Source organism: Plantactinospora sp. CNZ321, from assembly GCF_004217235.1.
The window spans coordinates 7,218,062-7,243,667 of sequence record NZ_SHKQ01000001.1 but is presented as its reverse complement, the minus strand read 5'-3'; the positions used below and the strand labels follow the sequence as shown (position 1 = coordinate 7,243,667).

General features: G+C 72.8%; 22 protein-coding genes and 1 riboswitch. Of the genes, 13 read left to right on the top strand and 9 right to left on the bottom strand.

The window, feature by feature from the left end; translation table 11 throughout:
- Positions 1-103: 103 nt before the first annotated feature.
- Positions 104-1,927 (top strand): glycerol-3-phosphate dehydrogenase/oxidase, encoded by a 1,824-nt coding sequence (locus EV371_RS31520; RefSeq protein WP_130465265.1) that lies wholly within the window; start codon positions 104-106, stop codon positions 1,925-1,927.
- A 61-nt stretch (positions 1,928-1,988) separates the two neighbouring features.
- On the opposite strand, the gene EV371_RS31515 is transcribed toward EV371_RS31520, so the two are convergent.
- Entirely contained in the window at positions 1,989-3,395 is a 1,407-nt protein-coding gene (locus EV371_RS31515) for an FAD-linked oxidase C-terminal domain-containing protein (RefSeq protein WP_130465264.1), read from the bottom strand.
- 158 nt (positions 3,396-3,553) lie between these two features.
- Here EV371_RS31515 and EV371_RS31510 point away from each other — a divergent pair, with 158 nt between their 5' ends.
- Entirely contained in the window at positions 3,554-4,801 is a 1,248-nt protein-coding gene (locus tag EV371_RS31510; RefSeq protein WP_165436883.1) for an FUSC family protein, read from the top strand.
- Between the two features lie 78 nt (positions 4,802-4,879).
- On the opposite strand, the gene EV371_RS31505 is transcribed toward EV371_RS31510, so the two are convergent.
- On the bottom strand, positions 4,880-6,184 hold the full coding sequence (locus EV371_RS31505; RefSeq protein ID WP_130465262.1) for an aminotransferase class V-fold PLP-dependent enzyme: 1,305 nt from the start codon (positions 6,182-6,184) through the stop codon (positions 4,880-4,882).
- Between the two features lie 46 nt (positions 6,185-6,230).
- Positions 6,231-6,352: riboswitch (SAM riboswitch) on the bottom strand.
- 66 nt (positions 6,353-6,418) lie between these two features.
- On the opposite strand from EV371_RS31505, the gene EV371_RS31500 reads away from it, so the two are divergent.
- A complete protein-coding gene (locus tag EV371_RS31500; protein ID WP_486484873.1) occupies positions 6,419-8,221 on the top strand; it encodes a PrsW family intramembrane metalloprotease in 1,803 nt (600 codons plus the stop codon).
- Positions 8,222-8,278: 57 nt separating this feature from the next.
- On the opposite strand, the gene EV371_RS31495 is transcribed toward EV371_RS31500, so the two are convergent.
- A complete protein-coding gene (locus EV371_RS31495) occupies positions 8,279-8,617 on the bottom strand; it encodes a co-chaperone GroES (RefSeq protein WP_130465260.1) in 339 nt (112 codons plus the stop codon).
- A 169-nt stretch (positions 8,618-8,786) separates the two neighbouring features.
- Here EV371_RS31495 and EV371_RS31490 point away from each other — a divergent pair, with 169 nt between their 5' ends.
- Positions 8,787-10,016 carry an AI-2E family transporter gene (locus EV371_RS31490; RefSeq protein WP_486484872.1) on the top strand — a complete coding sequence of 410 codons (1,230 nt, stop codon included), beginning with the start codon at positions 8,787-8,789 and terminating at the stop codon, positions 10,014-10,016.
- A gap of 29 nt (positions 10,017-10,045) precedes the next feature.
- Here the strand turns inward: EV371_RS31490 and EV371_RS31485 are convergent, their stop codons facing one another.
- A complete protein-coding gene (locus EV371_RS31485; protein ID WP_486484992.1) occupies positions 10,046-12,136 on the bottom strand; it encodes an ATP-dependent DNA helicase in 2,091 nt (696 codons plus the stop codon).
- A 261-nt stretch (positions 12,137-12,397) separates the two neighbouring features.
- On the opposite strand from EV371_RS31485, the gene EV371_RS31480 reads away from it, so the two are divergent.
- Positions 12,398-12,901 carry a DUF402 domain-containing protein gene (locus EV371_RS31480; protein WP_130465258.1) on the top strand — a complete coding sequence of 168 codons (504 nt, stop codon included), beginning with the start codon at positions 12,398-12,400 and terminating at the stop codon, positions 12,899-12,901.
- 37 nt (positions 12,902-12,938) lie between these two features.
- On the opposite strand, the gene EV371_RS31475 is transcribed toward EV371_RS31480, so the two are convergent.
- Complete coding sequence (locus EV371_RS31475; protein WP_130465257.1) at positions 12,939-13,709, bottom strand: ABC transporter permease; 771 nt, start codon at positions 13,707-13,709, stop codon at positions 12,939-12,941.
- On the bottom strand, positions 13,706-14,443 hold the full coding sequence (locus EV371_RS31470; RefSeq protein WP_130465256.1) for an ATP-binding cassette domain-containing protein: 738 nt from the start codon (positions 14,441-14,443) through the stop codon (positions 13,706-13,708). The genes EV371_RS31475 and EV371_RS31470 overlap by 4 nt, the downstream gene beginning before the upstream one ends.
- Before the next feature lie 112 nt (positions 14,444-14,555).
- Here EV371_RS31470 and EV371_RS31465 point away from each other — a divergent pair, with 112 nt between their 5' ends.
- Together EV371_RS31465 and EV371_RS31460 are read left to right on the top strand one after the other, a co-directional pair.
- Positions 14,556-15,662 (top strand): sensor histidine kinase, encoded by a 1,107-nt coding sequence (locus EV371_RS31465; protein ID WP_349338834.1) that lies wholly within the window; start codon positions 14,556-14,558, stop codon positions 15,660-15,662.
- A complete protein-coding gene (locus tag EV371_RS31460) occupies positions 15,659-16,336 on the top strand; it encodes a response regulator (protein ID WP_130465255.1) in 678 nt (225 codons plus the stop codon). Before EV371_RS31465 ends, EV371_RS31460 begins: the two co-directional genes overlap by 4 nt.
- A gap of 20 nt (positions 16,337-16,356) precedes the next feature.
- Here EV371_RS31460 and sigJ read toward each other — a convergent pair whose 3' ends face one another.
- Positions 16,357-17,325, bottom strand: coding sequence for an RNA polymerase sigma factor SigJ (gene sigJ / locus EV371_RS31455; protein ID WP_130465254.1), 969 nt, complete (start codon positions 17,323-17,325; stop codon positions 16,357-16,359).
- Positions 17,326-17,693: 368 nt separating this feature from the next.
- Between sigJ and EV371_RS31450 the strand changes: the two genes are divergently transcribed.
- Both EV371_RS31450 and EV371_RS31445 read left to right on the top strand, forming a co-directional pair.
- On the top strand, positions 17,694-18,320 hold the full coding sequence (locus tag EV371_RS31450) for a DUF47 domain-containing protein (protein WP_101369324.1): 627 nt from the start codon (positions 17,694-17,696) through the stop codon (positions 18,318-18,320).
- Between the two features lie 3 nt (positions 18,321-18,323).
- On the top strand, positions 18,324-19,325 hold the full coding sequence (locus EV371_RS31445; RefSeq protein ID WP_130465253.1) for an inorganic phosphate transporter: 1,002 nt from the start codon (positions 18,324-18,326) through the stop codon (positions 19,323-19,325).
- Between the two features lie 80 nt (positions 19,326-19,405).
- On the opposite strand, the gene EV371_RS31440 is transcribed toward EV371_RS31445, so the two are convergent.
- A complete protein-coding gene (locus tag EV371_RS31440; protein ID WP_130465252.1) occupies positions 19,406-20,401 on the bottom strand; it encodes a Gfo/Idh/MocA family protein in 996 nt (331 codons plus the stop codon).
- Between the two features lie 315 nt (positions 20,402-20,716).
- Between EV371_RS31440 and EV371_RS31435 the strand changes: the two genes are divergently transcribed.
- From EV371_RS31435 to EV371_RS31420, 4 genes are all read left to right on the top strand, one after another.
- On the top strand, positions 20,717-21,277 hold the full coding sequence (locus EV371_RS31435; RefSeq protein ID WP_486484871.1) for an RNA polymerase sigma factor: 561 nt from the start codon (positions 20,717-20,719) through the stop codon (positions 21,275-21,277).
- The gene (locus tag EV371_RS31430; protein ID WP_130465251.1) at positions 21,274-22,470 is read left to right on the top strand and encodes a CU044_5270 family protein; all 1,197 of its coding nucleotides are present in this window, start codon (positions 21,274-21,276) and stop codon (positions 22,468-22,470) included. The genes EV371_RS31435 and EV371_RS31430 overlap by 4 nt, the downstream gene beginning before the upstream one ends.
- Before the next feature lie 126 nt (positions 22,471-22,596).
- The gene (locus tag EV371_RS31425) at positions 22,597-23,919 is read left to right on the top strand and encodes a D-alanyl-D-alanine carboxypeptidase family protein (RefSeq protein ID WP_486484870.1); all 1,323 of its coding nucleotides are present in this window, start codon (positions 22,597-22,599) and stop codon (positions 23,917-23,919) included.
- 52 nt (positions 23,920-23,971) lie between these two features.
- Entirely contained in the window at positions 23,972-24,808 is an 837-nt protein-coding gene (locus EV371_RS31420) for an NUDIX hydrolase (RefSeq protein WP_130465250.1), read from the top strand.
- Between the two features lie 11 nt (positions 24,809-24,819).
- Here the strand turns inward: EV371_RS31420 and pstB are convergent, their stop codons facing one another.
- Positions 24,820-25,596 carry a phosphate ABC transporter ATP-binding protein PstB gene (gene pstB, locus EV371_RS31415; protein WP_130465249.1) on the bottom strand — a complete coding sequence of 259 codons (777 nt, stop codon included), beginning with the start codon at positions 25,594-25,596 and terminating at the stop codon, positions 24,820-24,822.
- Between the last annotated feature and the right edge of the window lie 10 nt (positions 25,597-25,606).

Here is a 25,606-nt window from a genome sequence, read left to right as displayed (position 1 = left end):
TGCAATGCAAAGCATATGGCCACTGTCAATCCTCCGCCGGCGACTCCGTCGGAAGTGACACCGGGGAACGCGCCCCGGACATCGCTGCGGCTACCGTTGACGGGTGCGTGATCCCAGCCTTTCCCGGAACACGGCCAGCCGGCTCTCCCCGTCCCGCCGCGCCGCCGACCTGCGTCGGCTCCGGAGCGAGCGGTTCGACGTACTCGTCATCGGTGGTGGGGTGACCGGCGCGGGCGCCGCACTCGACGCGGCCTCCCGTGGGCTCAAGGTGGCCCTGGTGGAGGCCCGCGACTTCGCCGCCGGGACCTCCAGCCGGTCCAGCAAACTGATCCACGGCGGGCTGCGCTACCTGGAACAACTGGAGTTCCACCTGGTCCACGAGGCGCTCACCGAGCGCGGCCTGCTCGCCACCCGGCTCGCCCCGCACCTGGTCCGCCCGGTGCCGATCCTGGTGCCGTTGCCGCCTGGCAGCGGTCCGGCCGGGCTCGCCGGGCGGGCCTGGCGGCGCTCCTACTACGGCACCGGGGTCGCGGCCTACGACGCCTTCGCCGGGATCTTCGGCGGCGGGCGGGGGATGCCGCTGCACCGGCACCTCACCCGCGAGGGCGCCCGGCGGACCTTCCCCAGCCTGCGCGCCGACGCCATCTCCGGGGCCATCCGCTACTACGACGGCCAGGTCGACGACGCCCGCCTGGTGGTCACCCTGGCCCGCACCGCGGCCAGCCTCGGCGCCGCGATGGTGACCAGCGCCCGGGTCGTCGGCCTGCTCCGGCAGGCCCGCGAGGTGACCGGGGTACGGATCCGCGACATGGAGGCGCCGCCCGGCTCACCGGACGCCGAGTTCGAGGTGCAGGCCCGCACCGTCATCGCCGCCACCGGGGTGTGGAGCGACGACATGTCCGAACTCCTCGGCGACGTCGGAGTGCGGCGCGGCGTGCGGGTACGCGCATCCAAGGGAGTGCACCTGGTGGTGCCCCGCTCGGCGATCACCGGCGACGCCGGGCTGATCCTGCGTACCCCGACCTCGGTGCTCTTCGTGATCCCGTGGGGCGGGCACTGGATCATCGGCACCACCGACACCGACTGGCGGCTCGACCGGGCCCACCCGGCGGCCTCGGCCCGGGACATCGACTACCTGCTCGACCAGGTCAACACCGTGCTGGACCGGCCGCTGACCACCGCCGACATCGAGGGCGTCTACGCCGGGCTGCGCCCGCTGCTGGGCGGCGAGGCGGACTCGACCTCGAAACTCTCCCGCGAGCACGCCGTGTACGAGCCGATGCTCGGGCTGCTACTGGTGGCCGGCGGCAAGTACACCACCTATCGGGTGATGGCCGCCGACGTGGTCGACCGGGCCGCCCGCCGGCTCGGCGGGGTACGCCCGTCCCGCACCGCCGACCTGCCACTGGTCGGCGCCGACGGGTACGCCGCGCTGTGGCGGGACCGGGCCGACCTGGCCCGCCGGCACGGGGTGCAGGCCGGGGTGGTCGAACACCTGCTGGAGCGCTACGGCAACCTCGCCACCCACCTGCTGGACATGGTCGACGCCGACCCGCTGCTCGGCTCTCCGCTGGCCGGAGCACCGGAGTACCTCGCCGCCGAGGTGGCGTACGCGGCTCGGGCCGAGGGGGCGCTGCACCTCGACGACGTGCTGACCCGGCGTACCCGGATCTCGTTCGAGACGGCGCACCGGGGCGCCGAGTCGGCCGAGCAGGCGGCCGAGATCATGGGCCGGGTGCTCGGCTGGGACGCCCCGGTCCGGGCCCGCGAGATCGAGCACTACCTGGCCCGGGTGCAGGCGGAACGGCAGTCGCAGCGGATGCCGGACGACGCCACCGCCGACGCGGCCCGCATCGGTGCGCCGGACGTCCGGGGTTTCGCGGCCGACCGGGGCGCCGGCCTGGACGGGGCGGAGTTGCCCGGCTGACCTGCCCGGTGGATACCGGCGAGCCGGGCGACGGTCACTGTGCGGTGCGTCGCTCCCGCCCCTAGCCGTCGGCCGGGAGCACCTTGCCGGGGTTGAGCAGCCCGGTCGGGTCGAGCGCGTCCTTGATCGCCCGGTGCACCCGCAGGCCCACCGGCCCGATCTCCCGGGCCAGCCAGTCCCGCTTGAGCAGGCCGACCCCGTGCTCGCCGGTGCAGGTGCCGCCGAGCGAGAGACCGAGTTGCATGATCGCGTCGAACGCACGCCGGCCCCGCTCCAGGCTCGCCGGGTCGGCCCGGTCCACCACGATGTTCGGGTGCATGTTGCCGTCACCGGCGTGCCCGACCACGCCGATCGGCACGTCGTACTCGGCGGAGATCCGGGTGACGCCGTCGAGCAGCGCCGCCAACGCGTCCCGGGGTACCGCGACGTCGTCGATGACCAGCCCGCCGTTGCCGTCCGGATAGCTGGCGGCGGCGAACCGTTCCATCGCCGGGTGCGCCAGCCGGCGGGCCTGGAGCAGGGCGGCCGCCTCCTCCGCGTCGGTGGCCGCGAAGACCTCGTCGGCGCCGCTCGCGGTGCAGACCTCGGCCAGCACCGCCAGGTCGGCGGCGGCCCGGGTCCCGGTGTCGGCGGCGGCCAGCAGCAGCGCCTCGGCGTCGGTCCGCAACCCCATCGGCCGGTACGCCTCGATCGCGCCGAGATGGGTGCGGTCCAGCAGTTCCAGCAGGCTCGGGCTGAGTCCCCGGGCGGAGATCTCCCCGACCGCCCGGCCGGCGGCGGCGGTGGACGGGAAGACCGCGACCAGGGTCAGCGACTCCTCGGCGGCCGGGCGGAGCGAGACGGTCACCTCGGTGATCACCCCGAGGGTGCCCTCGGAGCCGACGAAGAGCCGGGTCAGGTCGTACCCGGCGACCCCCTTGGCGGTACGCCGTCCGGTGCGCAGTACCTCGCCGTCGGCCAGCACCACCTCCAGGCCGAGGACGTACTCGGTGGTGACGCCGTACTTGACGCAGCACATCCCACCCGCGTTGGTCGCCACGTTGCCGCCGATGGTGGACGACTCCCAGGAGCCGGGGTCGGGCGGATAGCGCAGGCCGTGCTTGGCGACGGCGGCGGCCAGCATCGCGTTGACCACCCCGGGCTGGACCACCGCGATCCGGTTCACCGGGTCGACCTCACGGATCTCGTCCATCAGCGCGGTGGAGAGCAGCACCGCCCCGTCGACCGCGTTGGCGGCCCCGGCCAGCCCGGTCCGGGCCCCCTGCGGCACCACCGGTACGCCGTGCGCGGCGGCGGCCCGGACCACGGCGACCACCTCCCCGGTGGTCCGGGGCCGGACCACCACGGCCGGCGTACCGGCAGCGCAGAGGTCCGCCTCGTCGCGTTGGTGGCCGCGGAGCAGGTCGGGGTCGGTCAGTACGGCGGACTCGCCGAGCGCCGCCCGCAGGTCGTCGAGAAGATCCGGCATGCCTGGGAGGCTAGTCGTCGACACGTACGCCGACCATGGTCGTTTTCGGCCGGCAGGGAACACCTCGGACAACGGGGTCGAGGTGCACCGCGCGGTCCGGACGGGTTCGGCGGGTACGTCAGCGGGTAGTCCCCGCCATGCGCTCTGTCCGGACCACCGTGGCGAAAACGCCCGTGGAGCTGGATCGGGAGCGGATCGCCAAGCTGGCGAAGGAGCTTCGGAACCGGTCCCGGGCCACCATACGGGACCGCTGGTACGCCGTACGGTTCAACCTGATCCTGGCCCTCCAGGCCGCGGTGGCGGCCGCGCTGGCCTGGATCGGCTCGCACGAGTTCCTGGGCAACCCGTCGCCGGTCTTCGCACCGATCTCCGCGATCGGTACCCTCGCCTCCTCGGTTGGTCAGCGATTCCGCCGGACCGTCGAAATGATCTTCGGCATCGCGATCGGCATCGGCATCGGCGACGCGCTGGTCTACGCCGCCGGTAGCGGGCCGTGGCAGCTCGGTCTGATCGTCTTCCTGTCGATCGTGGTCACCATCTTCCTCGGCGGCGGCCCGGCCGTGATCAGCCAGGCGGCGGCCACCGCCGTGCTGATCGTGACCATCGAGGCGCCGCTGCGGGGCACCATCGAGTCTCCCCGGGTGATCGACGCGCTGATCGGCGGCTTCTCCGGGCTCGTGGTCCTCGCGCTGCTGCTGCCGCTGAACCCGTTGCGGGTGGTGGACCGGGCGGCCCGGCCGGCGCTGGGCCAACTCGCCGACGAACTCTCCGAGACCGCGGAGGCGCTGAAGGCTCGGGACGCGCCCCGGGCACAGGCCGCGCTGGACCGGCTCCGCCAGGTGGAGGCGCACCTTCAGGGCTTCGAGGAGGCGCTCAAGGGCGGCCGGGAGACCGCGCTGCTGGCACCGTTGCGCTGGCACCGCCGGGGCGCGCTGTTCCGGTACGTGGAGAGTTCCGAGTACATCGAACACGCCGTGCACAACAGCGGAACCCTGGTCCGGCGGGCGGTCACCGCGCTGGAGGACGACGAGCCGATTCCGGAGGCCATGTCCAACGCGGTGGCGTCGCTTGCCGAGGCGGTACAGCTGCTGCGCAGGGAACTCGGGCAGGGCGTACGCCCGGACGCCACGCGGGAGCAGGCGCTGCAGGCGATCGGCCAGGCCGGTCGGGCGTACGCCGAGGGGGTCGGGTTCTCCGGCAGCGTGGTGATCGCGCAGCTGCGTACCACCGGCAGTGACCTGCTCCGGGCCACCGGCATCGAGCGGCTGGAGGCGAACCAGCTCGTCCGCCGGGCGGCGGGCGGGCACGCCGACGCCGCCGTCACGGAGGCCGCCCAGCAGCCCGAATTCTCGTCGTCGGACCGGCCCGCCGAGCGCACCTCCTCGGACCGCGGCCCGGCCCGGTAGCCCGGCGATCGGACCCCGGCCCGGCCCGGTAGCCCGGCGATCGGACCCCGGCCCGGCCCGGTAGCCGGGACGGCCGGGTCAGCGGGGGGTCGACAGGGCGGTCAGCAGGCGGTCGACGTGTGCGGCGGTGCTGCCCAACCCGATGCTCGCGCGCAGCGCGGTCGGCGGCAGGTCCCGCCGTCCGCTCCGGGTGGCAGCCTCGGCGAGCAGCCGTCGGGCCAGCGGATGCGCGCAGAACAGCCCGTCTCGCAGCCCGATCTGCCAGTGCTGGGCGAGATCGGCCGCGACCGCCGCCGAGTCCCGGCCGGCGACCACGAACGACACGATGCCGACCCGGGGTGCGCTCGGGTCGAAGGTGCGCAGTTCGACCACGTCCGGCAGGGCGGCGAGCCCGGACCGCAGCCGGCCGAGCAGGGACTGCTCCTGCGCGTACAGCGCCTCGCGGTCCGCCTCGGCCAGGGCGACACAGACCGCGGCCAGCGCCACCGCGCCGAGCAGGTTGGGGGTGCCGGCCTCGTGCCGGGCGGGCCCGTCGACCCAGCGCACGTCGTGGGTGGCCGCCCCGACCCCGAGGGTCGCCCCGCCGCCGGCCAGGTACGGCGGTGCGGCGTCCAGCCAGTCCGCCCGTCCGGCCAGTACGCCGATCCCGAACGGCGCGTACAGCTTGTGTCCGGAAACGGCCACGTAGTCGACCGTCAGGGCGGCGATGTCCAGTTCGGCGTGCGGGGCGAGCTGGGCGGCGTCCAGTGCGATCCGAGCGCCGTACCGGTGGGCGATCCGGGCCAGCTCGGCGACCGGCCAGCACTCGCCGGTGACGTTGCTCGCCCCGGTCACCGCGACCAGGATCGGTGCGCCGCCGCCGCTGCCCCGGCGCAGTTCCCGCAGTGCCGCGTCGACCGCCCGGACGGCCTCCCCGGCCGAGCCGGGCACCGGCAACCGGACCGCACCGGCGGGCCAGGACAGCAGGTTGGCGTGGTGCTCGGCCGCGAAGGTCACCACCCGGGTGCCCGGCGGCAGTGCCCGGGACAGCAGGTTGAGCGCGTCCGTCGTGTTGCGGGTGAAGACGACGTGGTCGTCGGGGCGTACCCGGAGGAAGTCACCGACGTCCTGCCGGGCCCGCTCGTACGCCAGCGTGCTGCGCCGGGAGAGCGCTCCGGCGCCCCGGTGCACGCTGCCGTACCAGGGCAGCAGCTCGGCCACCGCGTCGGCGGCGGCTCGCGCGCAGGGCGCGGTGGCGGCGTAGTCGAGGTTGACCTGGCCCGGCACCCCGAGTATGCCGAGCGGACCGCTGGCGGTGCCCCCGGAGCCGACCACCGGCCCCGGTGCGGTCGGCGTCGCTACGCCGGCAGAGCGGGCGGGTGCGGGGAAGAGACCGGTGCTCATCGCGCATACCTCCGAAGGTCAGGGACCCCGGAGCGGGCGGGAACGGGGTCCGCGCTTGCCCGGTGCGGAACCGCACCAGGCCCGGTCATCACCCGGGGCACCCCACCGCGAACCTCGACGAGGGTTGCCGGCCAGCAAGCCGGGGCTTGGACGCTGGCACTCGTGACCTGCCGGGAAGCATAACCAAGCCGGATGCGGTCCGGCCAGGCTGTCCGGAGGAACTACGCTGATCGCATGGCCGACACCCCGCCCGGTGCGGCGGCACCCCAGCCGCCGTCGCCGACCCCGCCGTGGCCGACCGCCCCGGCGTGGCAACTCTCGCAGCCGGCAGGCAGCGTGCCGGAGGCGATGGGCGGTGCGCCGCACGGCAACGCGCCGCAGTCCGCAGACGGCGGACCGCAGCCGGCAGGCAACGCGTCGCAGCCGGCGGCGCCCGAGCGGCGGAGCCGGGCCCGCCTGCTGATCGCGATCGGGGCGATCACGCTCATCGTCGTCTGCGCGGTGCTGATGGCGTGGGAGCTCGTGTCGCCGGCCGGGGTCACGCCGCCGCTGATCGGGTTGGTCGCGGCGGCGCTGCCGGTGCCGGTGCTGGTCGCCTGCTTCCTCTGGCTCGACCGGTACGACCCGGAGCCGGTCAAGTATCTCGCCTTCTGCCTCGGCTGGGGCGCGGCGGTCTCCACCTACGTGGCGCTGCGCACCAACACGTTCGCGGCAGACACACTGGAGCTGCCCCTCCCGCTGGTCGGGGTGCTGGTCGCGCCCTTCATCGAGGAGCTGACCAAGGCGCTCGGGCCGCTGCTGCTCCTGCTCTACCAGCGCCGCAAGTGGTCCGGGATCACCGACGGAATCGTCTACTGTGGCCTGTCGGCGGTCGGGTTCGCGATGGTCGAGAACATCCTCTACTTCGGCCTGCACGGCTATGCCGAGGGCGCCGACCAGTACGGCCCGGCCACGGGTGCGCAGAACGTCTTCGGGATCTTCATCCTGCGGGTCCTGATCAGCGGTTTCGCCCACCCGCTCTTCACCGCGATGACCGGCATCGGGCTGGGCATCGCCGTCCGGTCGGCCAGTCGCCCGATCCGGATCGTCGCCCCGCTCGCCGGCCTGCTGCTGGCGATGATCCTGCACGGCGCCTGGAACCTGGCCGCCACCCTCACCCAGCTCGCCGGAGAGCCGCTGATCCTGCTCTACAGCTACGTCGGGCTGATGGTGCCGATCTTCCTGGGCGTCGTCGGGCTGGCCGTCTGGGTCCGGAGCTGGGAGGGGCGGCTCACCCAGCGCCGGCTTCCCGAGTACGTGTCGACGGGTTGGCTCACCCCGCCCGAGCTGGCCGCGCTCGGCACCCTCGGGCGGCGACACGCGGCCGGCCGCTGGGCCCGGCGGGTCGCCGGTGACGAGGGTGTCAAGGCGATGCGGGCATTCCAGACCTCGGCGACCCGGCTCGCCCTGCTCCGCGACGGACTGGTGCGCGGGCTGGAGCGGCAGCCGGGGCGGCTGGCCCGGCAGGTCGACGAGGAACGCCGGCTGCTCGACGCGATCCAGGCGGCCCGCAGGGTCTTCGTGGGGCGCGATCCGCAGGCGCCGGCCGGAGTCTGGGACGGTTCCCGCTACCACCTGTCGTTCCCGGACGGCTCACGCCGCACCCTGCCGGCGCCGGCCGAGCCGGTGGTGCCGATCCCGGTCGTCCTGGTGGCACCGCCGCCGCGCCCGATGGTTCCGGTCAGGCCCGGTCATCCACCGCTACCCGGCTACCACCGCCCGTACACCGGCCAACCGAGTCCGTACGCGGGCCCGCCAGCCCGGTACCCCGGCCCACCGAGTCCGTACGCCGGGCCACCGGCCCCGCACGCCGGGCCACCGAGTCCGTATGCCGGGCCACCGGCCCCGTACGCCGGGCCACCGAGTCCGTACGCCGGCCCGCCAGCCCCGTACGCCGGGTCACGGTCCCCGGATGCCGGCCCGCCGGGTACGTACGACGGGTCGTCCACGCCCGGCTCCGGACCGGCCGGGCCCTGGCCGGGTCCGTACCACCGCTGAACTGCCTTCCGTCGACGGTCGGGAGGCGGAGCGGGGGCGGTTGTCAGTGGCGGCGGGTCACAGGTAGAGGCCGGTGGAGTCGGTCTCCACCCGCCGGGCGGCCACGGCGTGCACGTCGCGCTCGCGGAGCAGGACGTACTCCCGGCCGTGCAGCTCGACCTCGGAGCGGTCGTCCGGGTCGAACAGCACCCGGTCACCGGAGACGATGGAGCGCACGTTCGGACCGACACCCACCGCGGTCGCCCAGGCCAGTCGCCGGCCCATCGAGGCGGTCGCCGGGATGACGATGCCGGCGGTCGAGCGGCGCTCGCCCTCGCCGTTGTCCGCCCGGACCAGCACCCGGTCGTGTAGCAGGCGGATGGGCAGGCCGTTGTCGTTGGTTTCCTCGGCGGTCACGACGGAACGGTACCGTGTGCGGCCACCAGGCAGGTTGGGTGCCCGCCGCCCCGCCGGCCGCTCCGAGCCGGCCAGCGCCGGTGCCGCTACCGTAGGAGGGCCGATTCCGCCGTGGGAGGTGCGCTTGCGCCGTTTCGAGCAGCTACGAGCAAGGATCCGTCGCGCGTACTTGTCCGGGCGGTCGTCGAGTCCGGCCGGCGCGGTCGAGGCGGCGGAGGGCCACCCGGCGGCCGCGCCCGAGCCGGTGCCCGGGACGGCGCCGGTCGGGAGTGAACCGGCCCGGGAGGTGCACCCGTCGACGTCGAGCCGGGACGACGCGGACGTACCGCACGCGCTGCGGATCGCCGCCGCCTGGTCGTGGCGTCTGATCGTCATCGGTATCGTCGCCTGGGCGTTGCTGCGGGTGGTCGGCACCATCCGGATCGTGATCATCCCGCTGGCGATCGCCCTGCTGCTCTCCGCCCTGCTGGCCCCACTGGTCGGACTGCTGCTCCGGGCCCGCTTCCCCCGGTCCCTGGCCACCGCGCTGGTGCTGGTCGCCGGCCTGGCGGCGGTGGTGGGCACGCTCACCCTGGTGGTCAACGAGTTCATCCAGGGCGTACCCGACCTGAGTCGCAACGCCACCAGAGGTATCCGGCAGATACAGGAGTGGCTGAAGACCGGCCCGCTGCACATGTCCGACAACCAGCTCAACTCGTACATCGAGCAGGGCGAGAAGTGGATCAACGAGAACACCCAGTCGCTGACCAGCGGGGCGGTCTCCACGGCCGCGACCGTCGCCGAGTTGCTCACCGGGGCGCTGCTGGTGCTCTTCGCCACCTTCTTCTTCCTCCGCGACGGTGAGAAGATCTGGCGCTTCATGGTGCGGCTGCTTCCGTTGGCCGCCCGGTGGCGGGTCGACGACGCCGGTCGGGCCTCCTGGTCGACGCTGGTCGCGTACGTCCGGGCGACCGTACTCGTCGCGTTCATCGACGCGGTCGGGATCGGCATCTTCCTGGTGATCTTCGACGTCCCCTTCGCGTTCCCGCTGGCCGCGCTGGTCTTCCTCGGCGCGTTCATCCCGATCGTCGGCGCCACCCTCTCCGGCGCGGTGGCGGTGCTGGTCGCGCTGGTCGACAGTGGCTGGCTGCGGGCGCTGGTCATCCTCCTCGTGGTGATCGGGGTGCAGCAGGTGGAGGGGCACATCCTGCAACCGTTGATCATGGGCCGGGCGGTGGCGATCCATCCGCTCGCGGTGATCGTCGGTATCGCCGCCGGTGTGGTGCTGGCCGGCATCGTCGGCGCCCTGGTCTCGGTACCGCTGATCGCGGTCTTCAACACCGCGATCCGTCGACTGGCGCACCGCCGGCCGCCGGAGGTGCCGCCGGACGCCGTGGTGGTCGCCGCGAAGGCCCCGTGACCGCCCGGGCGGCTGGCCGTACCCGTCCGTTACGCCCGGCCGAGCCGCTCCAGCGCGCCCCGGGCGACCTCCGGCCGGGTGGTGTACCAGAACGGCGGCAGCGACTTCCGCAGGAACGCGCCGTACCCCCGGGCGGTCTCCAACCGGGAGTCGAGCACCGCCACCACGCCCTTGTCGCCGGTGGACCGGATCAGCCGGCCGACCCCCTGGGCGAGGCGGACGGCGGCGATCGGCACGCTCACCGAGGCGAAGCCCGAGCCGCCCGAAGCGTCCACGGCGGCGGCCCGGGCGGCCGCCAGCGGCTCGTCCGGGCGGGGGAACGGCAGCCGGTCGATCACCACGAGCTGGCAGGAGTCGCCGGGCACGTCCACGCCCTGCCAGAGCGACATCACCCCGAAGAGGCAGCTCGCCCGCTCCTGCCGGAACCGGCGGACCAGCAGCGGCAGCGCCTCCTCGCCCTGGAGCAGGATCGGCAGGTCGGTACGCGCCCGGAGCAGCTCGGCGGCCTGCAACGCCGCCCGGCGGGACGAGAAGAGCCCCAGGGTACGACCGCCGAGCGCGCCCACCAGCGCGAGCAGTTCCTCGCCGGCCGCCGCCGGCAGGCCCGAGGCGGTGGGCCGGGGCAGGTGCGCGGCGACGTAGAGGATGCCCTGGCGCGGGTAGTCGAACGGGGACCCGACGTCGAGCGAGCGCCAGCCCGGGTCCGCCGCCGGCCCGTCCGCGTTCGCCCGGTCCGTCTTTGACGCGTCCGCTGTCGGGGTCTCCGCCCCGGCACCGGACCGTGCCTCGTCGGGTCCTACGGTGCGCAGCGCCGCCGCCCGGGGATGCGGCCGGGTCGGGTCGACTCCCGCCGGGGCGGCCAGCCCGAGGGCCCGGGCCACGGTGTCGAAGCGGCCGCCGAGGGCGAGCGTGGCCGAGGTCGCGACGACGGTACGGTCCTCGTACAGGTGGGTGGCGAGGGTGCCGGCCACGGAGAGCGGGGCGACGACCAGAGCCCGCCGCCCGGCGCCGCCGCCGTCGGGCTTCTCCACCCAGGCCACGTCGTGGTCGGCCTCCTCCAGCAGTCGCTGGGCGGTCTTCGACAGGTCGTCGAGTACGGCCTTGGCCTGCTGCTTGCGCACCGGGTCCGGGTCGTCGGCCTTGACGTCGCCGATCTTCTCCAACGCGGCCCGGGTGGCGGCGTCGAGCAGCGTGCACGCCGCACGCAGCGGCCCCGGCAGCTCGCCGGTGATCCGGCCGCCGGGCGCCTCGGCGAGCCCGACCGCCAGCGAGTCACCGGCCGCCGTCAGCGATTCGGCCAGCTCCGGGGTGAGCAGCGGCCGACTCCGCCGGGCGGCCCGGTCGATCAGCTCCGGGATCAGTTCCGCCTGGGCCGCCGAGGAAACCCGGTCGGCCAACTCGTGTGCCTCGTCGATCACCAGCAGCTTGTGCGGTGGCACGATGTGCCGGCCGGCGAGCATGTCGACGGCGAGCAGGCTGTGGTTGGTCACCACCACGTCCGCCTCCCGGGCCCGGGCCCGGGACGCCTCGGCGAAGCACTCGGTCCCGTACGGGCAGCGGGCGGCGCCGACACACTCCCGGGCCGGCATCGAGACCAGCCGCCACGCCTGGTCGTCGACGCCCGGGTCGAGTTCGTCGCGGTCGCCGGTACCGGTCTCCATCGCCCAGTCCCGGAGCCGCTCGATCTGCTTGCCCAGCCGGCCCGCCTCGCCGAGCCACTTCGTCCCGCCAGCGCCCCGGCCGGGTGCGTCGAAGAGAGTGTCCTCCGGCTCGTCCTCTGTGGAGTTCTCCAGGCGGGCCAGGCAGAGGTAGTGGTGCCGGCCTTTGAGCACCGCGAAGGTCGGCGGCTGGCCGAGGAGCGGGGTGACCGCGTCGGCGAGCCGGGGCAGGTCGTGGTCGACGAGCTGGGACTGGAGCGCGAGGGTGGCGGTGGAGACCACCACCGGGCCGTCGACGGTCAGCGCCGGGGCAAGGTACGCCAGTGACTTGCCGGTGCCGGTGCCGGCCTGCACCAGCAGGTGCTCGCCGGAGCGGATGCTCTGCTCGATCGCGGTCGCCATCTGCTGCTGGCCCGGTCGGGCCCTGCCGCCCGGCACCGCGCCGACCGCCGCGGCGAGCAGCTCCGTCCCGCTGGGGCGGTCCCCTCGACGCCGTCTGCCGGGGCGCGGCCCTGCCGGCCGGCCGGAGTCCGCCGCCGCGGAGTCGATCAGGGTGGGGACGCTGGCGTCGGTGGCGGGCACGGTCACCGTGCGACCGTACCCGCCGAGCCCGACACCGCCACGCCGCCGCCCCGGCGGGTCCACCCGGCGGGGCGGATCGGCGCACGGACCCAGGGGCCTCGCGCACCGCGCGTAACGGGTGCCATCCGCTAGGGTGCGGACATGCCGAGCGATGTGGTCCGGGTCGTCTACCGCAAGTACGACGGCGCCGCACACCGGGACTACCCCGCCCGCAGACTGACCGAGGACGACCTGGGCGTGTGGCTCGGCGTCACCGCCGGTACCGAGTCGGTCTACCACGGCCGCCCGTCGGTGGAACAGATCCCGTTCGTGTTGCTGGTGCCGCACGACGCGTGGTGGAGCGCGATGTTCAACCCGCCGCCGCGGACCAGTGAGGTCTACTGCGACATCGCGAGCCCGGCCCGCTGGGAGGGGGAGACCGTCCACCTGATCGACCTCGACCTCGACGTGGTGCGCCGACGCGGCACCGGCCTGGTGGAGCTGCGCGACGAGGACGAGTTCGCCGAGCACCGGGCCCGGTTCGGCTATCCGGAGGAGACGGTGGGGCGGGCCCGGGCGGCGGCGGAGTGGCTCTACGTCGCGCTCGGTGACGGTACCGAGCCGTTCGCGTCGGCGTACCGGAAATGGCTGGCGCTGGTGGTCTGAGCCGGCGCTCCTCCCAGCGGCGGTGAGCCGGCGCGCGCTATTCCCAGCGGAAGAATGCCGCCGAGAGCAGGGTGCCGACCACGACCGTCGCGCCGAGGCCGAGCAACTGTGCCGCTCCGACCGGCGTGCCGGCCCAGGCCGACGAGACGGCTTCGACCGCGGCCCCGAAGGGCAGCCATCCGCCGATCTCGGCGAGCGGCCCGGGCAGCGCCTGTCGGCCGCCGAACATGCCGCCGAGAGCGCCGAGGACGAAGAAGGCGACCAGGCCGATCGCGACGGCGGAGTTCGGGGTGGGTGCGATCGCGGCGACGACCATGCCGGTGCTGTACATCGCCGCCATCGCCAGGACGACCACACCGAACGTGGCGCCGGTGTTGCCGGGCGGGTCGACGCCGAACGCGAGGAACGCGACGACCAGTGCGGCCGCGAGGCCGACGACGGTCTGGAGAACGCTGACGACCACCTGGGCGGCCAGGACCATGAGGGGCGACGCGGGGGTGACCGCGAGCCTGCGCAGGATCCCGGATCGCCGGTAGTAGGCCAGGAAGCTCGGCATGTTGATGATGCCGACCATCGCGATGACCATCGTGAGCACCAGCGGCAGGACGAACACGTCCAGCGCCGTGCGCCCGCCGTCGACGACCAGGTCGCTGGCCGAGGAGGCGCTGGTCAGCAGGATCAGCAGGGGCAGGCCCAGCGGCACGATCAGCCCGGGGGTGTCCCGGGCGACCATCTTCGCCTCACAGCCGACGAGCGTGAGCAGGGACCGCATCCCCGGGCGGCGGGCCTCGACGGCGGTGCCCCTCATCCGGCCTGCTCCAGTTCCTGTCCGGTCAGCGCGACGAAGGCGTCGTCGAGAGTGTCGGTGCCGGCCCGGGCGACGAGCCCCGCCGGGGTGTCGAGCGCGACGATCCGGCCGGCGTCCAGCACGGCGACCCGGTCGCAGAGTCGCTCGACCTCCGTCATGGCGTGGCTGACGAGCAGCACGCTGACGCCCTCGCCTCGGAGCCGCTCCACCGTGCGCCACATCCGCCGCCGTGCGTGCGGGTCCAGGCCGGTGGTCAGCTCGTCGAGGATCACGACCCGCGGGCGGCCGGCGAGGGCGAGGGCGATCGAGAGCCGCTGTTGCTGGCCACCGGAGAGCTTCTGGAAGGCGGTCCGACGCTCCGCGGTGAGTTCGACCATGTCGAGCAGTTCCTCGCTGGAGCGGGGGGCCGGGTAGAAGCTTCGGTACAGGTCGAGCAGTTCCGTGACCCGCAGCGCGCCGTGCAGGTGGGCGTGCTGCAACTGCACGCCGAGGACCTGGCGGAGCCGGGTACGGTCCCGGCGCGGATCGAGGCCGAGGACGCGCACCCGGCCACGGTCGGGTACCCGCAGCCCGGCGATCATCTCGACCGTCGTCGTCTTGCCCGCCCCGTTGGCACCGACCATGCCGACCGCCTCACCGACGTCGACCCGGAGGCTCACGTCGACGACCGCCCGGGTCCGGCGGTAGCTCTTGGCAAGGTTCTCGGCGAGGATCGCCGGTTCGGCGCTGGGCATGTGTCGACGCTACGAGCAGGTCGGGCGCGATGTCCTGTCCCAGAAGTCACCACTCGTGGCCGTTACTTTCGGCACGGGTACCCGGCCGATCCCGTCACCTAGAGTAGGAGCCGTGCGCCGGGGCATCGGGACGGAGGAGTGGAGCGGGATCGCCATGCTGGTGGTCGCGGTCGTCATCGCGGCGCCGGGCCTCCTCGGCGCCTTCGACACCGCGATCCCGCACGGCTGGTGGATCGCGCTGTTCGTGCTGTTCATGGCGGCTTTCCTGGTTGCGGCCTACACCCCCGTGCCGCGTCCACGCCGGTATGCGGCCTACGCCGCCGCCGTCGTCGCGGCCTGGACGGTCGTACTCACGACGCCGGGCCAGGGACTGCTGCCGGTCCTGCTGGTCCTGACCGTGGCCGCGAGTGCGTACGTGGTCCCGCCGTGGGTGGGCCTGATCGTCGTCGGCCTCAACACCCTGGTGATCTCCTTCGGCATCGGGGCGCCCCGACGCAGTCCGGCGGACGTCGTCGGTCTCGTGGTCTTCTACCTGCTGATCCAGGCGGCGGCGCTGCTCAGCACGGTCACCCTGCTGCGGGAACAACGGATGCGCCGCGAACTCACCGAGGCGCACGTCGAGTTGCAGGCGGCCAGCGTGCTGCTGTCGGAGTCGGCCCGGACGGCGGAACGGCTGCGGATCTCCCGGGAGCTGCACGATCTGATCGGCCACCAGCTGACCGTGCTGACCCTGGAGCTGGAGACCGCCCGGCACCTCGACGGAGCGGCTGCCCGGATGCACGTGGAGCGTGCCGACCGGGTCGCCCGGGACCTTCTCGGTGACGTCCGGAGCACTGTCGGCCAGTTGCGGACCGAGACCCCCGACCTTGAGCAGACGCTGCGACGCATGGCGGGCGACCTGCCGGGGCTCGACGTGACGATCGACGTCTCGCCCGACGTGCGGGTCAGCGAGGAGGCCGGTGCGGCGTTCGTCCGGGCGACCCAGGAGATCGTCACGAACACGATCCGGCACGCCGACGCGTCCACGCTGCGGATCTCGGTGACCGCCGACGACCGCGATGCCGTCCTCGACGCCCGGGACGACGGCTGCGGCGCCCGCGACCCGGTGCCCGGCAACGGGCTGCGCGGACTCGGCGAGCGGCTACGGGCCCTCGGTGGTGACCTGTCCTTCGATGGCGGCGACGGGTTCCGGGTGACGGCGCGGGTGCCGGCGTCGTGACCCGCGTCGTGGTCGTCGACGACCAGACCCTGGTCCGGCAGGGAATCCGTGGGCTGCTCGAGGTCGCCGACATCGAGGTGGTGGGCGAGGCCGGGGACGGACAGGCGGCGCTCGCGGTGATCGCGGAGACCTCGCCGGACGTGATCCTGCTCGACCTGCGGATGCCCCGGTACGACGGCATCTGGACGCTCGATCGGCTGCACGCCGAGCAGATCGACATTCCGGTGCTGGTGCTGACCACCTTCGACGACGACGAACTCGTGATCGGGGCGCTCCGGGCCGGCGCCCGGGGCTATCTCCTCAAGGACGTGACGCTGGAACGGCTCACCCGGGCGATCCGGACGCTGGCCGACGGCGGGACGCTCATCGCGCCGTCGATCACCGACCGGATGCTCCGGGCCATCCGTTCCGGTCCCTCCCCGGCCGGCCCGGATCCCTCCGCGGCCTCCGCGGCGGGGCCGGGGGCGACGACGATCGTGCAGAGCCTCACCGAACGCGAACAGGACGTGCTGGGGCTCGTCGCGCGGGGGTACAGCAACCGTGAGATCGCGGAGATCCTTTTCCTCGCGGAGGGAACCGTCAAGAACCACGTCTCCGCGATCCTCACCAAGCTCGGCGCCAGGGACCGGACGAACGCGGTGCTACGGGCACTGCACGAGGGGATCCTCGAATAGCCGGCTCTCCGGCCGGGGAGTCAGGGTGCGGACGGCCGGGCCCGCTCGTCCTCGCCGATCCTCGGTACCCGGGCCAGCTTCTCCGGGTTGAGCTGGTGGTAGGCGGCGGTGATCCGGCCGTCGGCGACGGCGAACCACATGACGCCGTGCAGCGGCAGCCCGGGCCGGTAGTCCGCCTCGATCTGGAGGCCGAGCGCGCCGTTGACGAGTACCGGCCGCATCCGCAGGTGGTGCGTGTCCGAGCCCACCCGGCGCTTCAGTCCGAGCGCGAACCGGGTGACCTTGGCCGCGCCGACCACCGGCTGTCGCGCGGTCGGGAAGAGGCCGCCGCCGTCTCCGACGACGACCACGTCCGGGGCGAGCACCTCGAGCAGCCGTTCGGGTTCGCCGGACTCGACGGCGTGTAGGAACGCGCGGACCAGGCGCTGGTGTTCGGCCGGGTCGGCGGAGTGCCGGGGGCCGTCCTCGGCGACCGCGCGCCGGGCCCGGGAGGCGAGCTGCCGGGCGGCGGCCGGGCTGGTCCCCAGCACCGTGGCGATCTCCGCGAAGGGTACGGCGAAGACGTCGTGCAGCACGAACGCGACCCGCTGCTCCGGGGTCAGTCGTTCCAGCACGGTCAGCAGAGCGATCCCGACCTGCTCGGTCTGCGCGGCCCGCTCGGCCGGGTCGGGGGCGAACCCGTCCGTCCCGTCGGCGGGGCCGGGAAGCCGGCTGACGATCGGCTCCGGCAGCCACTCGCCCGGGTACGCCTCCCGGCGTACCCGGGCCGAGCGGAGCACGTCGAGGCAGATCCGGGCGGTGGCGGTGGTGAGCCAGCCGCGCAGGTCGCGGATCTCGGCGCGGGCCCGCGGGGTCTCCAGGGCGGCGGCGTACCGCAGCCAGGTCTCCTGTACGGCGTCCTCCGCCTCGGCCCGGCTGCCGAGCATCCGGTAGGCGACCGAGGTGAGGTGGTCCCGTTCGGCCTCGAACTCGCTGGCCAGATCCCGCACCGCCGCCTCCCCCGCCGCCGTACGTCCCTTCCGCGAAGGGTAGCCCCCGACGGTGCCGGGAGCCGAAGATGATCCTCGGCCGTGCCGGGAGCGCAAGGGTGGTCCTCGGCCGTGCCGGGACTCGTGGTCGGCGCGGGGACTCGCGGTCGGCGCGGGCGGCGGCGTGCCGGACGCCGCCTCTCGGCCTGTTCGGTCGGATTCGTGCCGGCCTGTCGCCGGACGAAGGTGAACATCAGATGAATGGCAGGTGAATCGCCCCTGACCAGGGGTGGGCGGGCGAATATTCCGATCCGAGGTTTCCTAGCATTCCCCAGGGGCAGCCTCCTGCGGCCCGCCACCCGTCCGCCGACGCAACGAGGTTCTGTGCCGTGAAGTTTTCCCTCCGCCCCTCCGAGGGCGCGTTCTACGAGTTGTTCACCAGAGCCGCTCAGAACCTCGTGCGGGGTACCGAGCTGCTGAACGAGCTGGCGCTGCCCGGGGTCGACGTGCAGTCGGTCAGCGAGCGGCTCACCGAGGTCGAGCACGACAGCGACCAGATCACCCACGACCTGTACAAGAAGATCAACTCGACCTTCGTCACCCCGTTCGACCGGGAGGACATCTACCGGCTCGGCTCGCTGCTCGACGACGTGATGGATCACCTGGAGGCGGTCGGCAACCTGCTCTACCTCTACGGGCTGACCAAGCTGCCGTCGCTGCCCCGGGAGATGCACGAGCTGGTGAACGTCCTCGACCAGCAGGCCAAGCTCACCGCCGAGGCGATGCCCCGGCTGCGGGCGATGAAGGACCTCGAGGACTACTGGATCGAGTGCAACCGGCTGGAGAACGACGGCGACCAGGCGTACCGGATGCTGCTGGTCCGGCTCTTCTCCGGCGAGTACGACGCGCTGACCGTGCTCAAGATGAAGGAGGTCGCCGACGAGCTGGAGGCGGCCTGCGACGCGTTCGAGCACGTCGCCAACACGGTCGAGACCATCGCGGTCAAGGAAAGCTGACCCGTGAGCCCTGAACTCATCGCCGTACTGGCGGTGATCGCCGTCGCGCTGCTCTTCGACTACACCAACGGGTTCCACGACGCCGCGAACGCGATCGCCACCAGCATCTCCACCCGGGCCCTGACGCCCAGGGTCGCGCTCGGCATGGCGGCGATCGGCAACTTCATCGGCGCGCACTTCGGCGCGGACGTGGCCAAGACGGTCGGCTCCGGCCTGGTCGCCCTGCCGACCGGCGTCTCCAGCCTGGGCATCGTCTTCGCCGGGGTGATCGGAGCGATCACCTGGAACCTGATCACCTGGTACTTCGGGCTGCCCTCGTCGTCCTCGCACGCCCTGATCGGCGGGCTGGTCGGGTCGACGCTCGCCGCCTCCGGCACGGTGCTCTGGAAGGGCATCGGGGAGAGCGTCGTACTCCCGATGATCCTCTCTCCGCTGGTCGGTTTCCTGCTCGGCTACCTCGTCATGATCGCCGTGCAGTGGATCTTCCGGAACGGGCAGCCGGGCAAGCTGAACCGGGGCTTCCGGTGGGCCCAGACCGCCTCGGCGGCGGCGATGTCGATCGGGCACGGCATGCAGGACGCCGCCAAGACGATCGGCATCGTGGTGCTCGCCCTCTTCGTCGGCGGCTACCAGAACAGTCCCGAGCACATCCCGGAGTGGGCGTTCTGGACCTCGGCGACGGTGCTGGCGCTGGGCACGTACGCGGGCGGCTGGCGGATCATCCGTACCCTCGGACGGAAGATCATCGATCTCCGGCCGCCGGAGGGCTTCGCCGCCGAGACCGTGGCCAGTGGCGTGCTCTACTTCAACGCGCTGGTGCTCGGCGCCCCGATCTCCACCACCCACACCATCACCTCGGCGATCATGGGTGTCGGGGCGACCAAGCGGCTCTCCGCCGTCCGCTGGGGCGTTGCCGGCAACATCGTCGGCGCCTGGATCCTCACCTTCCCTGCGGCCGGCTCGATCGGCGCCCTGATGTACCTCCTGGTCAACCCGCTCTTCTGAGCCCGGGGTGGTAGGAAGGGCCCCCGCTACGACAGAGAACGACAAGCGGGGCCCTTCCTCTCACGGGTGCGTGACGCCGATCACGGGTACGTGACGCCGAGTTGCGCGCGGATGTCGTCGAGCAGGCCCATCACCTGCAGGGTCGCGGCGTGCGGCACCAGCGGGCTCTCCGGCAGCCCGGCGGCGAGGCAGCGCTGCACCTCGGCCGCCTCGTGCTGGTAGCCCGAGCCGGTCAGGTCGACCGGCAGCGGTTCCGGGTCGGCGCCGTCCCGGAACAGGGTGACCTGGCCGGGCCGGTAGAACGGCGGTGCCAGCTCGATCCGGCCGGTCCGCCCGGTGATCACCGCCGCCACCCGGGTGGCGCCGATCATGCCGCAGCCGAGCGTGGCGACCGCGCCGGAGTCGTAGCCGAGGATGATCCCGGTGTTCTCGTCGACGCCCTCCGGGCTGATCTTCGCCCAGGAGCGGACGTGGTCGGGCACGCCGAGCAGCAGGTGCGCCAGGCTGATCGGATAGATCCCGAGGTCCAGCAGGGCGCCGCCGCCGAGCGCCCGGGCCCGCATCCGGTGCTCGGGCGGGAACGGCCCGCCGACCCCGAAGTCCGCCTGCACGCCGGTCACCTCGCCGATCGCGCCGTCGGCGATCAGCTCCAGGATCCGGAGTACGACCGGATTGCACCGCATCCACATCGCCTCCATCAGGAAGCGCCGGTTGGCGGTGGCGGTGTCGACGAGTCGCTGGGCGGCTGCCCGGTCCAGGGTGATCGGCTTCTCGACCAGTACGGCCCGGCCGGCGTCGAGGCAGGTCATCGTGGCGTCGAAGTGTGCCGCGTGCGGGGTGGCGACGTACACCACGTCGAGGTCGTCGTCGGCGGCGAGTTCCTGCCACGACCCGTACGCCCGGGGGATGCCGTGCCGGTCGGCGAAGGCGCGGGCGGTCTCGACGGTACGGGAGCCGACGGCGACGACCTCGGCGTCCGGCAGCAGCCGGAGATCCTCGACGAAGGTGGCGGCGATGTAACCGGTGGCCAGGATGCCCCAACGTGTCCTGCCGTCGGGGCTGGGCTGCTGCGCCATGGAACCTCTTCAGGTGTGGGCCGGCGGGTACGTCCGGCGGTCAACGGCCGGGGGAGGAAGCTTCACGCTTGGGTTGACCCGGTTCTACGGACAGGATCGATAGTTGATCTCACGCTACCGTGGACGTGATCTGCCGGAATAGGCGGTCGTCGCGTTGGTGCCCCGCCGCCGCCAAATTGCCTCATCACCGGCAACCTGCCTTGCCTCATCACCGGCAACCTGCGGCCCTCCCTGGAAATGGTGGCCGAGGTAAGAAACGGCGTGCGCGAGACATTTCCTGGTGACGGACAAACTCCGACAGGGAGGCTGAAGCCAGTGCCAGAACCTTCACCGGAAGATCAATTTACCTCTCTGTATCAAGAGCACTACCGACAGGTGTATGCGTATGCCGTCACGCGCGTCGGTCGCCGGCTGGCCGACGAGGTTGTCGCCGAGACGTTCCTGGTGGCGTGGCGGCGGCTGCCGGCACTGCCGAAGGCAGCGCCCCTACCGTGGCTGCTTGCCGTCGCCCGCAACGTCGTAGGTGAGCGCTACCGCGCGGAGGAACGACAGCAGGCTGTCGCTGCCGAAATGCGCGCGTGGATCACCGAAGCGGAGGTGTCCGTCGCCGACGTGGCAGACGGCGTCGCCGAGCGGGCCGGGGTGCTCACCGCACTGGCCCAATTGTCCGACGACGACCGCGAACTGTTGACGCTGGTCGCCTGGCACGGGCTGTCGCCAGGTCGCGCGGCTCGGGTTCTCGGTTGTTCCACGGCGACGTACTACGTGCGCCTGCATCGCGCCCGACGTCGCTTGAGGAACGCCCTGGCTGCCGCCGCCGAAGTGGAGTTGCCTCGCCCCACCACCACGCTGATCCCGAAGGAGTCGACCCGATGAGCCGATCAACGGATGTCATGAACGTGCTTGCGAAGGCCCGGCCGGCACGACTGAACGCACCGGGCAACCGAGGCGAGCTTGCCGGCATCGTGGCCAACGCTGTGGCCGCCGAAGGGCCCGCCACGCTCAACCAGGTGGCCGACGCCGCGGCCGCCGAAGGGCCCGCCACGCTCGGCCAGGTCCGTAGGCCCAGGCCGCGTCGGATGGCTCTCGTCGGCGCGGTGGGGGCGATCGCGGCAGCAGCCGTCGTCGTGGCCGTCGCCGGACCAAACGGCGCGCCCGACAGCGCGCCCGAAGCCGCATCGGGCGTCGCGTCGTCCGCTCCGGACGCGCCGATGGACTACAAGCGGTTGTTGCTCGTGGCAGCCGAACGCAGCGACAAGGCCCCGCGGGCCAGCGGACGCTATCTGACCGTGCAAACGGAGCGCGGGTACGCACAACCGGTCGAGACCGCCGAGGGCACGTACGTCATGTTCGAGAGATTCGGTGACCAGTATTGGCTGGCCCGCTCCAGCGCTGACAGCAGTTGGGCAATTTCGCAGGAGCTCGGCGCCAAGCCCGCCACACCCACCGATGAGGCCCGCTGGCGCCGCAACGGTTCCCCGGCCGTCATGAGGGTCACCAAGCCGAAGCCATCCGAGCTGAAGATCGCCCAGGGCGAGGTCGAGCGCTGGAAGGTCGACCCGGACAAGCAGTTCGCGCTCGGCGACCTGAACGTGTCGCAGGCGGAACTCGACGCGCTGCCGACCGACCCGGCCGCCCTCCGCAGCGTGCTGCTCAGCCGGTTCACCGGAGAGAACGTCGACATGTCCCGTGACCTCGACCAGTGGCTGTTCACCGTCGCCTCCGCCGTGGTGTTCGGCCTGCCGGTCAGCAACCAGGTCCGCGCCGCCGGATACCGCCTGCTCGCTACCGTGCCAGGGGTGCGGGGGCTGGGAGTGGTGCATGACGTTCGTGGCCGGCGTGGGCAGGCAATCGCTTACGACCGCGGGCAGGTCACCCCAGGGAAGGGCCTTGAGGTACGGCTGATTTTCGACCCGGAGACCGGACGACCCCTGGCCGAGGAGACCCGCGTGGTGGAGCCGCAGGGCGAATTCTCGTGGATGGCGCCGGGGTCGCTCTCCTCGTATTCCCTGGTACTGGCAGCGGGAGCCACCAACGACAGTCCGCCGGTTGACGACGCCAGGGACTGACCCTCTGCGGCACCCGGCCGGTGGCGCGGCACAGCAGCGCCGCCGGCCGGGTGCCGCCCGGCGAGCCGATGGCGGGTCCTAGCCATGACCCTGGTGCGATGGTCGTGTCCCGAAGGAGAAAGCACGATGTCTGGTCCGACGGAGATGCCGACCGAGGAGTTCAGTCGGATCCCACCGGCACCGTCGGCACGGTCGGCACCGGCGCCGCCGGGCCGCCGGAGCCGGTGGCGCCCGCCGTGGCTGCTGGTGGGCCTGCTGGCGCTGCTGCTGTTCGTCGGCGGCGCCGTGTACGCCGTCGCGCCGCTGTGGCACCCGCTGCCCGCCCCGGCGGTCGAGCTGACCCTGCCCCGGGCGATGGCCATCCCGGGTAAGGCACCGCGGCTGCCCTGGCCGCGCGCCGGTCAGGCGATGGTCTCGGTCGAGGGACTTGGCACGCTCGGTACGTCCGGCGGATCGAAGCCGATGCCGATCGGAAGCGTGGCGAAGGTGATGACCGCCTACGTCATCCTCACCGAGCATCCACTCGCCGTCGGCGAGCCAGGACCGGAGCTGACGGTCAGCGCCGAGCAGGCCGCGGCGTACCCGGCGGAGCTGGCGCGCGGCGAGTCGCTGGTCGAGGTGCGGGCCGGTGAGGTGATCACGGAGCGGCAGGCGCTGCAGGCGGTGCTGCTGCCGTCGGCGAACAACATGGCGCGCATCCTGGCCGCCTGGGACTCCGGCAGTGTGGCCGCGTTCGTCGAGAAGATGAACGCGACCGCAGCCCGGCTGGGCATGTCGCGCACCCACTACACGGATCCGTCCGGCCTCGATCCCGGCACCGTGAGCACGGCTCGGGACCAGGTGGTCCTGGCCGGCGAGGCGATGGCGTTGCCGGCGTTCGCGGAGATCGTCAAGCAGGAGCGGGCGACCCTGCCGGTGGCCGGTGTCGTGCGGAACTACAACGAGTTGGTCGGCCGCGACGGCGTGGTGGGGATCAAGACCGGTTCCACCGACGAGGCCGGCGGCTGCCTCGTCTTCGCGGCGGTGGTCGACGTCGGCGGCCGGAAGCTCACCGTTGTCGGTGCCGTACTGGGCCAACCTGGCGCCAACACCCCGATCCAGCTGGACCGGGTGTTCGCGGTGACCCGGTCGCTGCTGCGGTCGACGGCGGCCGCGCTCGACGTCCACACGCTGGTCGAGGCCGGCGAGCAGGTCGCCACCGTACGCGGTCCGCTGGGCACCGGCACCACCATCAACGCCGTCGAGAAGGTCGAGGTGGTCGGCTGGCCGGGCCTCAAGGTGCGGCTCGACGCCCAGATCCCGGCCGTGCCGTCGCGGATCGCGGCCGGCACCGAACATGGGCGAGTCACTTTCCGCGCCGGTGGCGGCGAGCCGGTCGGCTCGGCGCTGCGCACCGGCGTCGATCTGGAACCGCCGAGTACCTGGGAGCGCATCCGCCACCACCGCTGACCCTCCCGGCACGCACGATCCTGGTGCCGGGGCCGGGCACTACGCTCGCTGCATGACCAGCTTTGCCGTCCCGGAGTCGATCGCCGCGCACGCCCGCCGGTTCTACGTCGAGGGCGGGACGCCGGTGCCACCCCGGCCGGCCGCGACCGTGCTGCTGCTCCGGCCGGACGAGTCCGGTCGGTCGGGCTTCGAGGTGTACGTGATCCGTCGCGCCGCCAGCATGACCTTCGGCGGCATGTACGCCTTCCCGGGCGGCAGCGTCGACCCGGGCGACTCGGAGGTCCGGCTCGACTGGAGCGGGCCGGATGCGGCCGGTTGGGGCGACCGGCTCGGCCTGGCCCCCGGGGCGGCCCAGGCGGTGGTCTGCGCGGCGGCCCGGGAGGTCTTCGAGGAGGCGGGCGTACTGCTCGCCGGGCCGGACCACGGCACCGTGGTCGGCGACGTCAGCGGCGACGAGTGGGAGCGGGCCCGGCAGGCGCTGGTGAACCGGCATACCCGCTTCGCCGACCTGCTCCGGGACTGCCGGCTCACGCTCCGCTCCGACCTGCTGCTGCCGTGGAGCCGCTGGGTCACCCCGGAGTTCGAGCCGCGCCGCTTCGACACGTACTTCTTCGTGGCGCTGCTGCCGGCGGGGCAGCGGCCCCGGGACGTCTCCGGAGAGGCCGACCGGACCACCTGGATCCGACCGGCGGACGCGTTGGCCCGGGTGGCGGCGGGGGAGATGTCGATGCTGCCGCCCACCCTGGTCACCCTGACCGAGCTCGGCGCCTGCCCGGATCTGGCCGGGGTCCCGGTGGCCGCCGCCGCCCGCACCCCGGCCACTCCGGTGATGCCTCGGTTGGCGGAGACCGAGGATGGCACCCCGCACTTCGTGCTGGATCAGACCTGATCGATCGCGGGTCAGCCGAAGCGGCCGGTGATGTAGTCCTCGGTCTTCTGCACGCTCGGGTTGCTGAAGATCTTCTGGGTGTCGTCGTACTCGACGAGCCGGCCCGGGTCGCCGGTGCGCTCGATCGAGAAGAAGGCCGTCCGGTCCGAGACCCGGGCCGCCTGCTGCATGTTGTGCGTCACGATGATGATCGTGTAGCGGTCCTTCAGCTTGAACATCAGGTCCTCGATCGCCAGCGTGGAGATCGGGTCCAGCGCCGAGCAGGGCTCGTCCATCAGCACCACCTGCGGCTCGACCGCGATGGTCCGGGCGATGCAGAGCCGCTGCTGCTGCCCGCCGGAGAGCCCCGCTCCGGGCCTGCCGAGCCGGTCCTTCACCTCGTCCCAGAGGTTCGCCGAGCGCAACGCCCGTTCGGCCGCCTCGGCCAGGACCGACTTCCTCCGTACGCCGTTGAGCCGCAGCCCGGCGACCACATTGTCGAAGATCGACATGGTGGGGAACGGGTTGGGGCGTTGGAAGACCATCCCGATCATGCGGCGGACGGCGGTCACGTCCACGTCCCGCTCGTAGATGTCCTGGTCGTCGATGGCGAGCCTGCCGTCGACCCGGGCACCGGGCAGCACCTCGTGCATCCGGTTGATGGTGCGCAGGAAGGTCGACTTGCCGCAGCCCGAGGGGCCGATGAGCGCGGTGACGGTCTTCGGCTCGACGGTGAGGTCTATCTTCTCAATCGCCTTGAACGAGCCGTAGTAGGCGGTGACGCCGGTCGCGTCGATTCGCTTGGCCATGATCATTCCT

Bases quoted from the DNA above. Each gene is read 5' to 3' on its own strand.
- EV371_RS31430 (WP_130465251.1), top strand. From the start codon at position 21,274: ATGAGCCGATCAACGGATGTCATGAACGTGCTTGCGAAGGCCCGGCCG.
- EV371_RS31440 (WP_130465252.1), bottom strand. From the start codon at position 20,401: ATGGCGCAGCAGCCCAGCCCCGACGGCAGGACACGTTGGGGCATCCTG.
- EV371_RS31470 (WP_130465256.1), bottom strand. From the start codon at position 14,443: ATGCCCAGCGCCGAACCGGCGATCCTCGCCGAGAACCTTGCCAAGAGC.
- EV371_RS31425 (WP_486484870.1), top strand. From the start codon at position 22,597: ATGTCTGGTCCGACGGAGATGCCGACCGAGGAGTTCAGTCGGATCCCA.
- EV371_RS31500 (WP_486484873.1), top strand. From the start codon at position 6,419: ATGGCCGACACCCCGCCCGGTGCGGCGGCACCCCAGCCGCCGTCGCCG.
- EV371_RS31515 (WP_130465264.1), bottom strand. From the start codon at position 3,395: ATGCCGGATCTTCTCGACGACCTGCGGGCGGCGCTCGGCGAGTCCGCC.
- pstB (WP_130465249.1), bottom strand. From the start codon at position 25,596: ATGGCCAAGCGAATCGACGCGACCGGCGTCACCGCCTACTACGGCTCG.
- EV371_RS31480 (WP_130465258.1), top strand. From the start codon at position 12,398: ATGCCGAGCGATGTGGTCCGGGTCGTCTACCGCAAGTACGACGGCGCC.
- EV371_RS31475 (WP_130465257.1), bottom strand. From the start codon at position 13,709: ATGAGGGGCACCGCCGTCGAGGCCCGCCGCCCGGGGATGCGGTCCCTG.
- EV371_RS31420 (WP_130465250.1), top strand. From the start codon at position 23,972: ATGACCAGCTTTGCCGTCCCGGAGTCGATCGCCGCGCACGCCCGCCGG.
- EV371_RS31505 (WP_130465262.1), bottom strand. From the start codon at position 6,184: ATGAGCACCGGTCTCTTCCCCGCACCCGCCCGCTCTGCCGGCGTAGCG.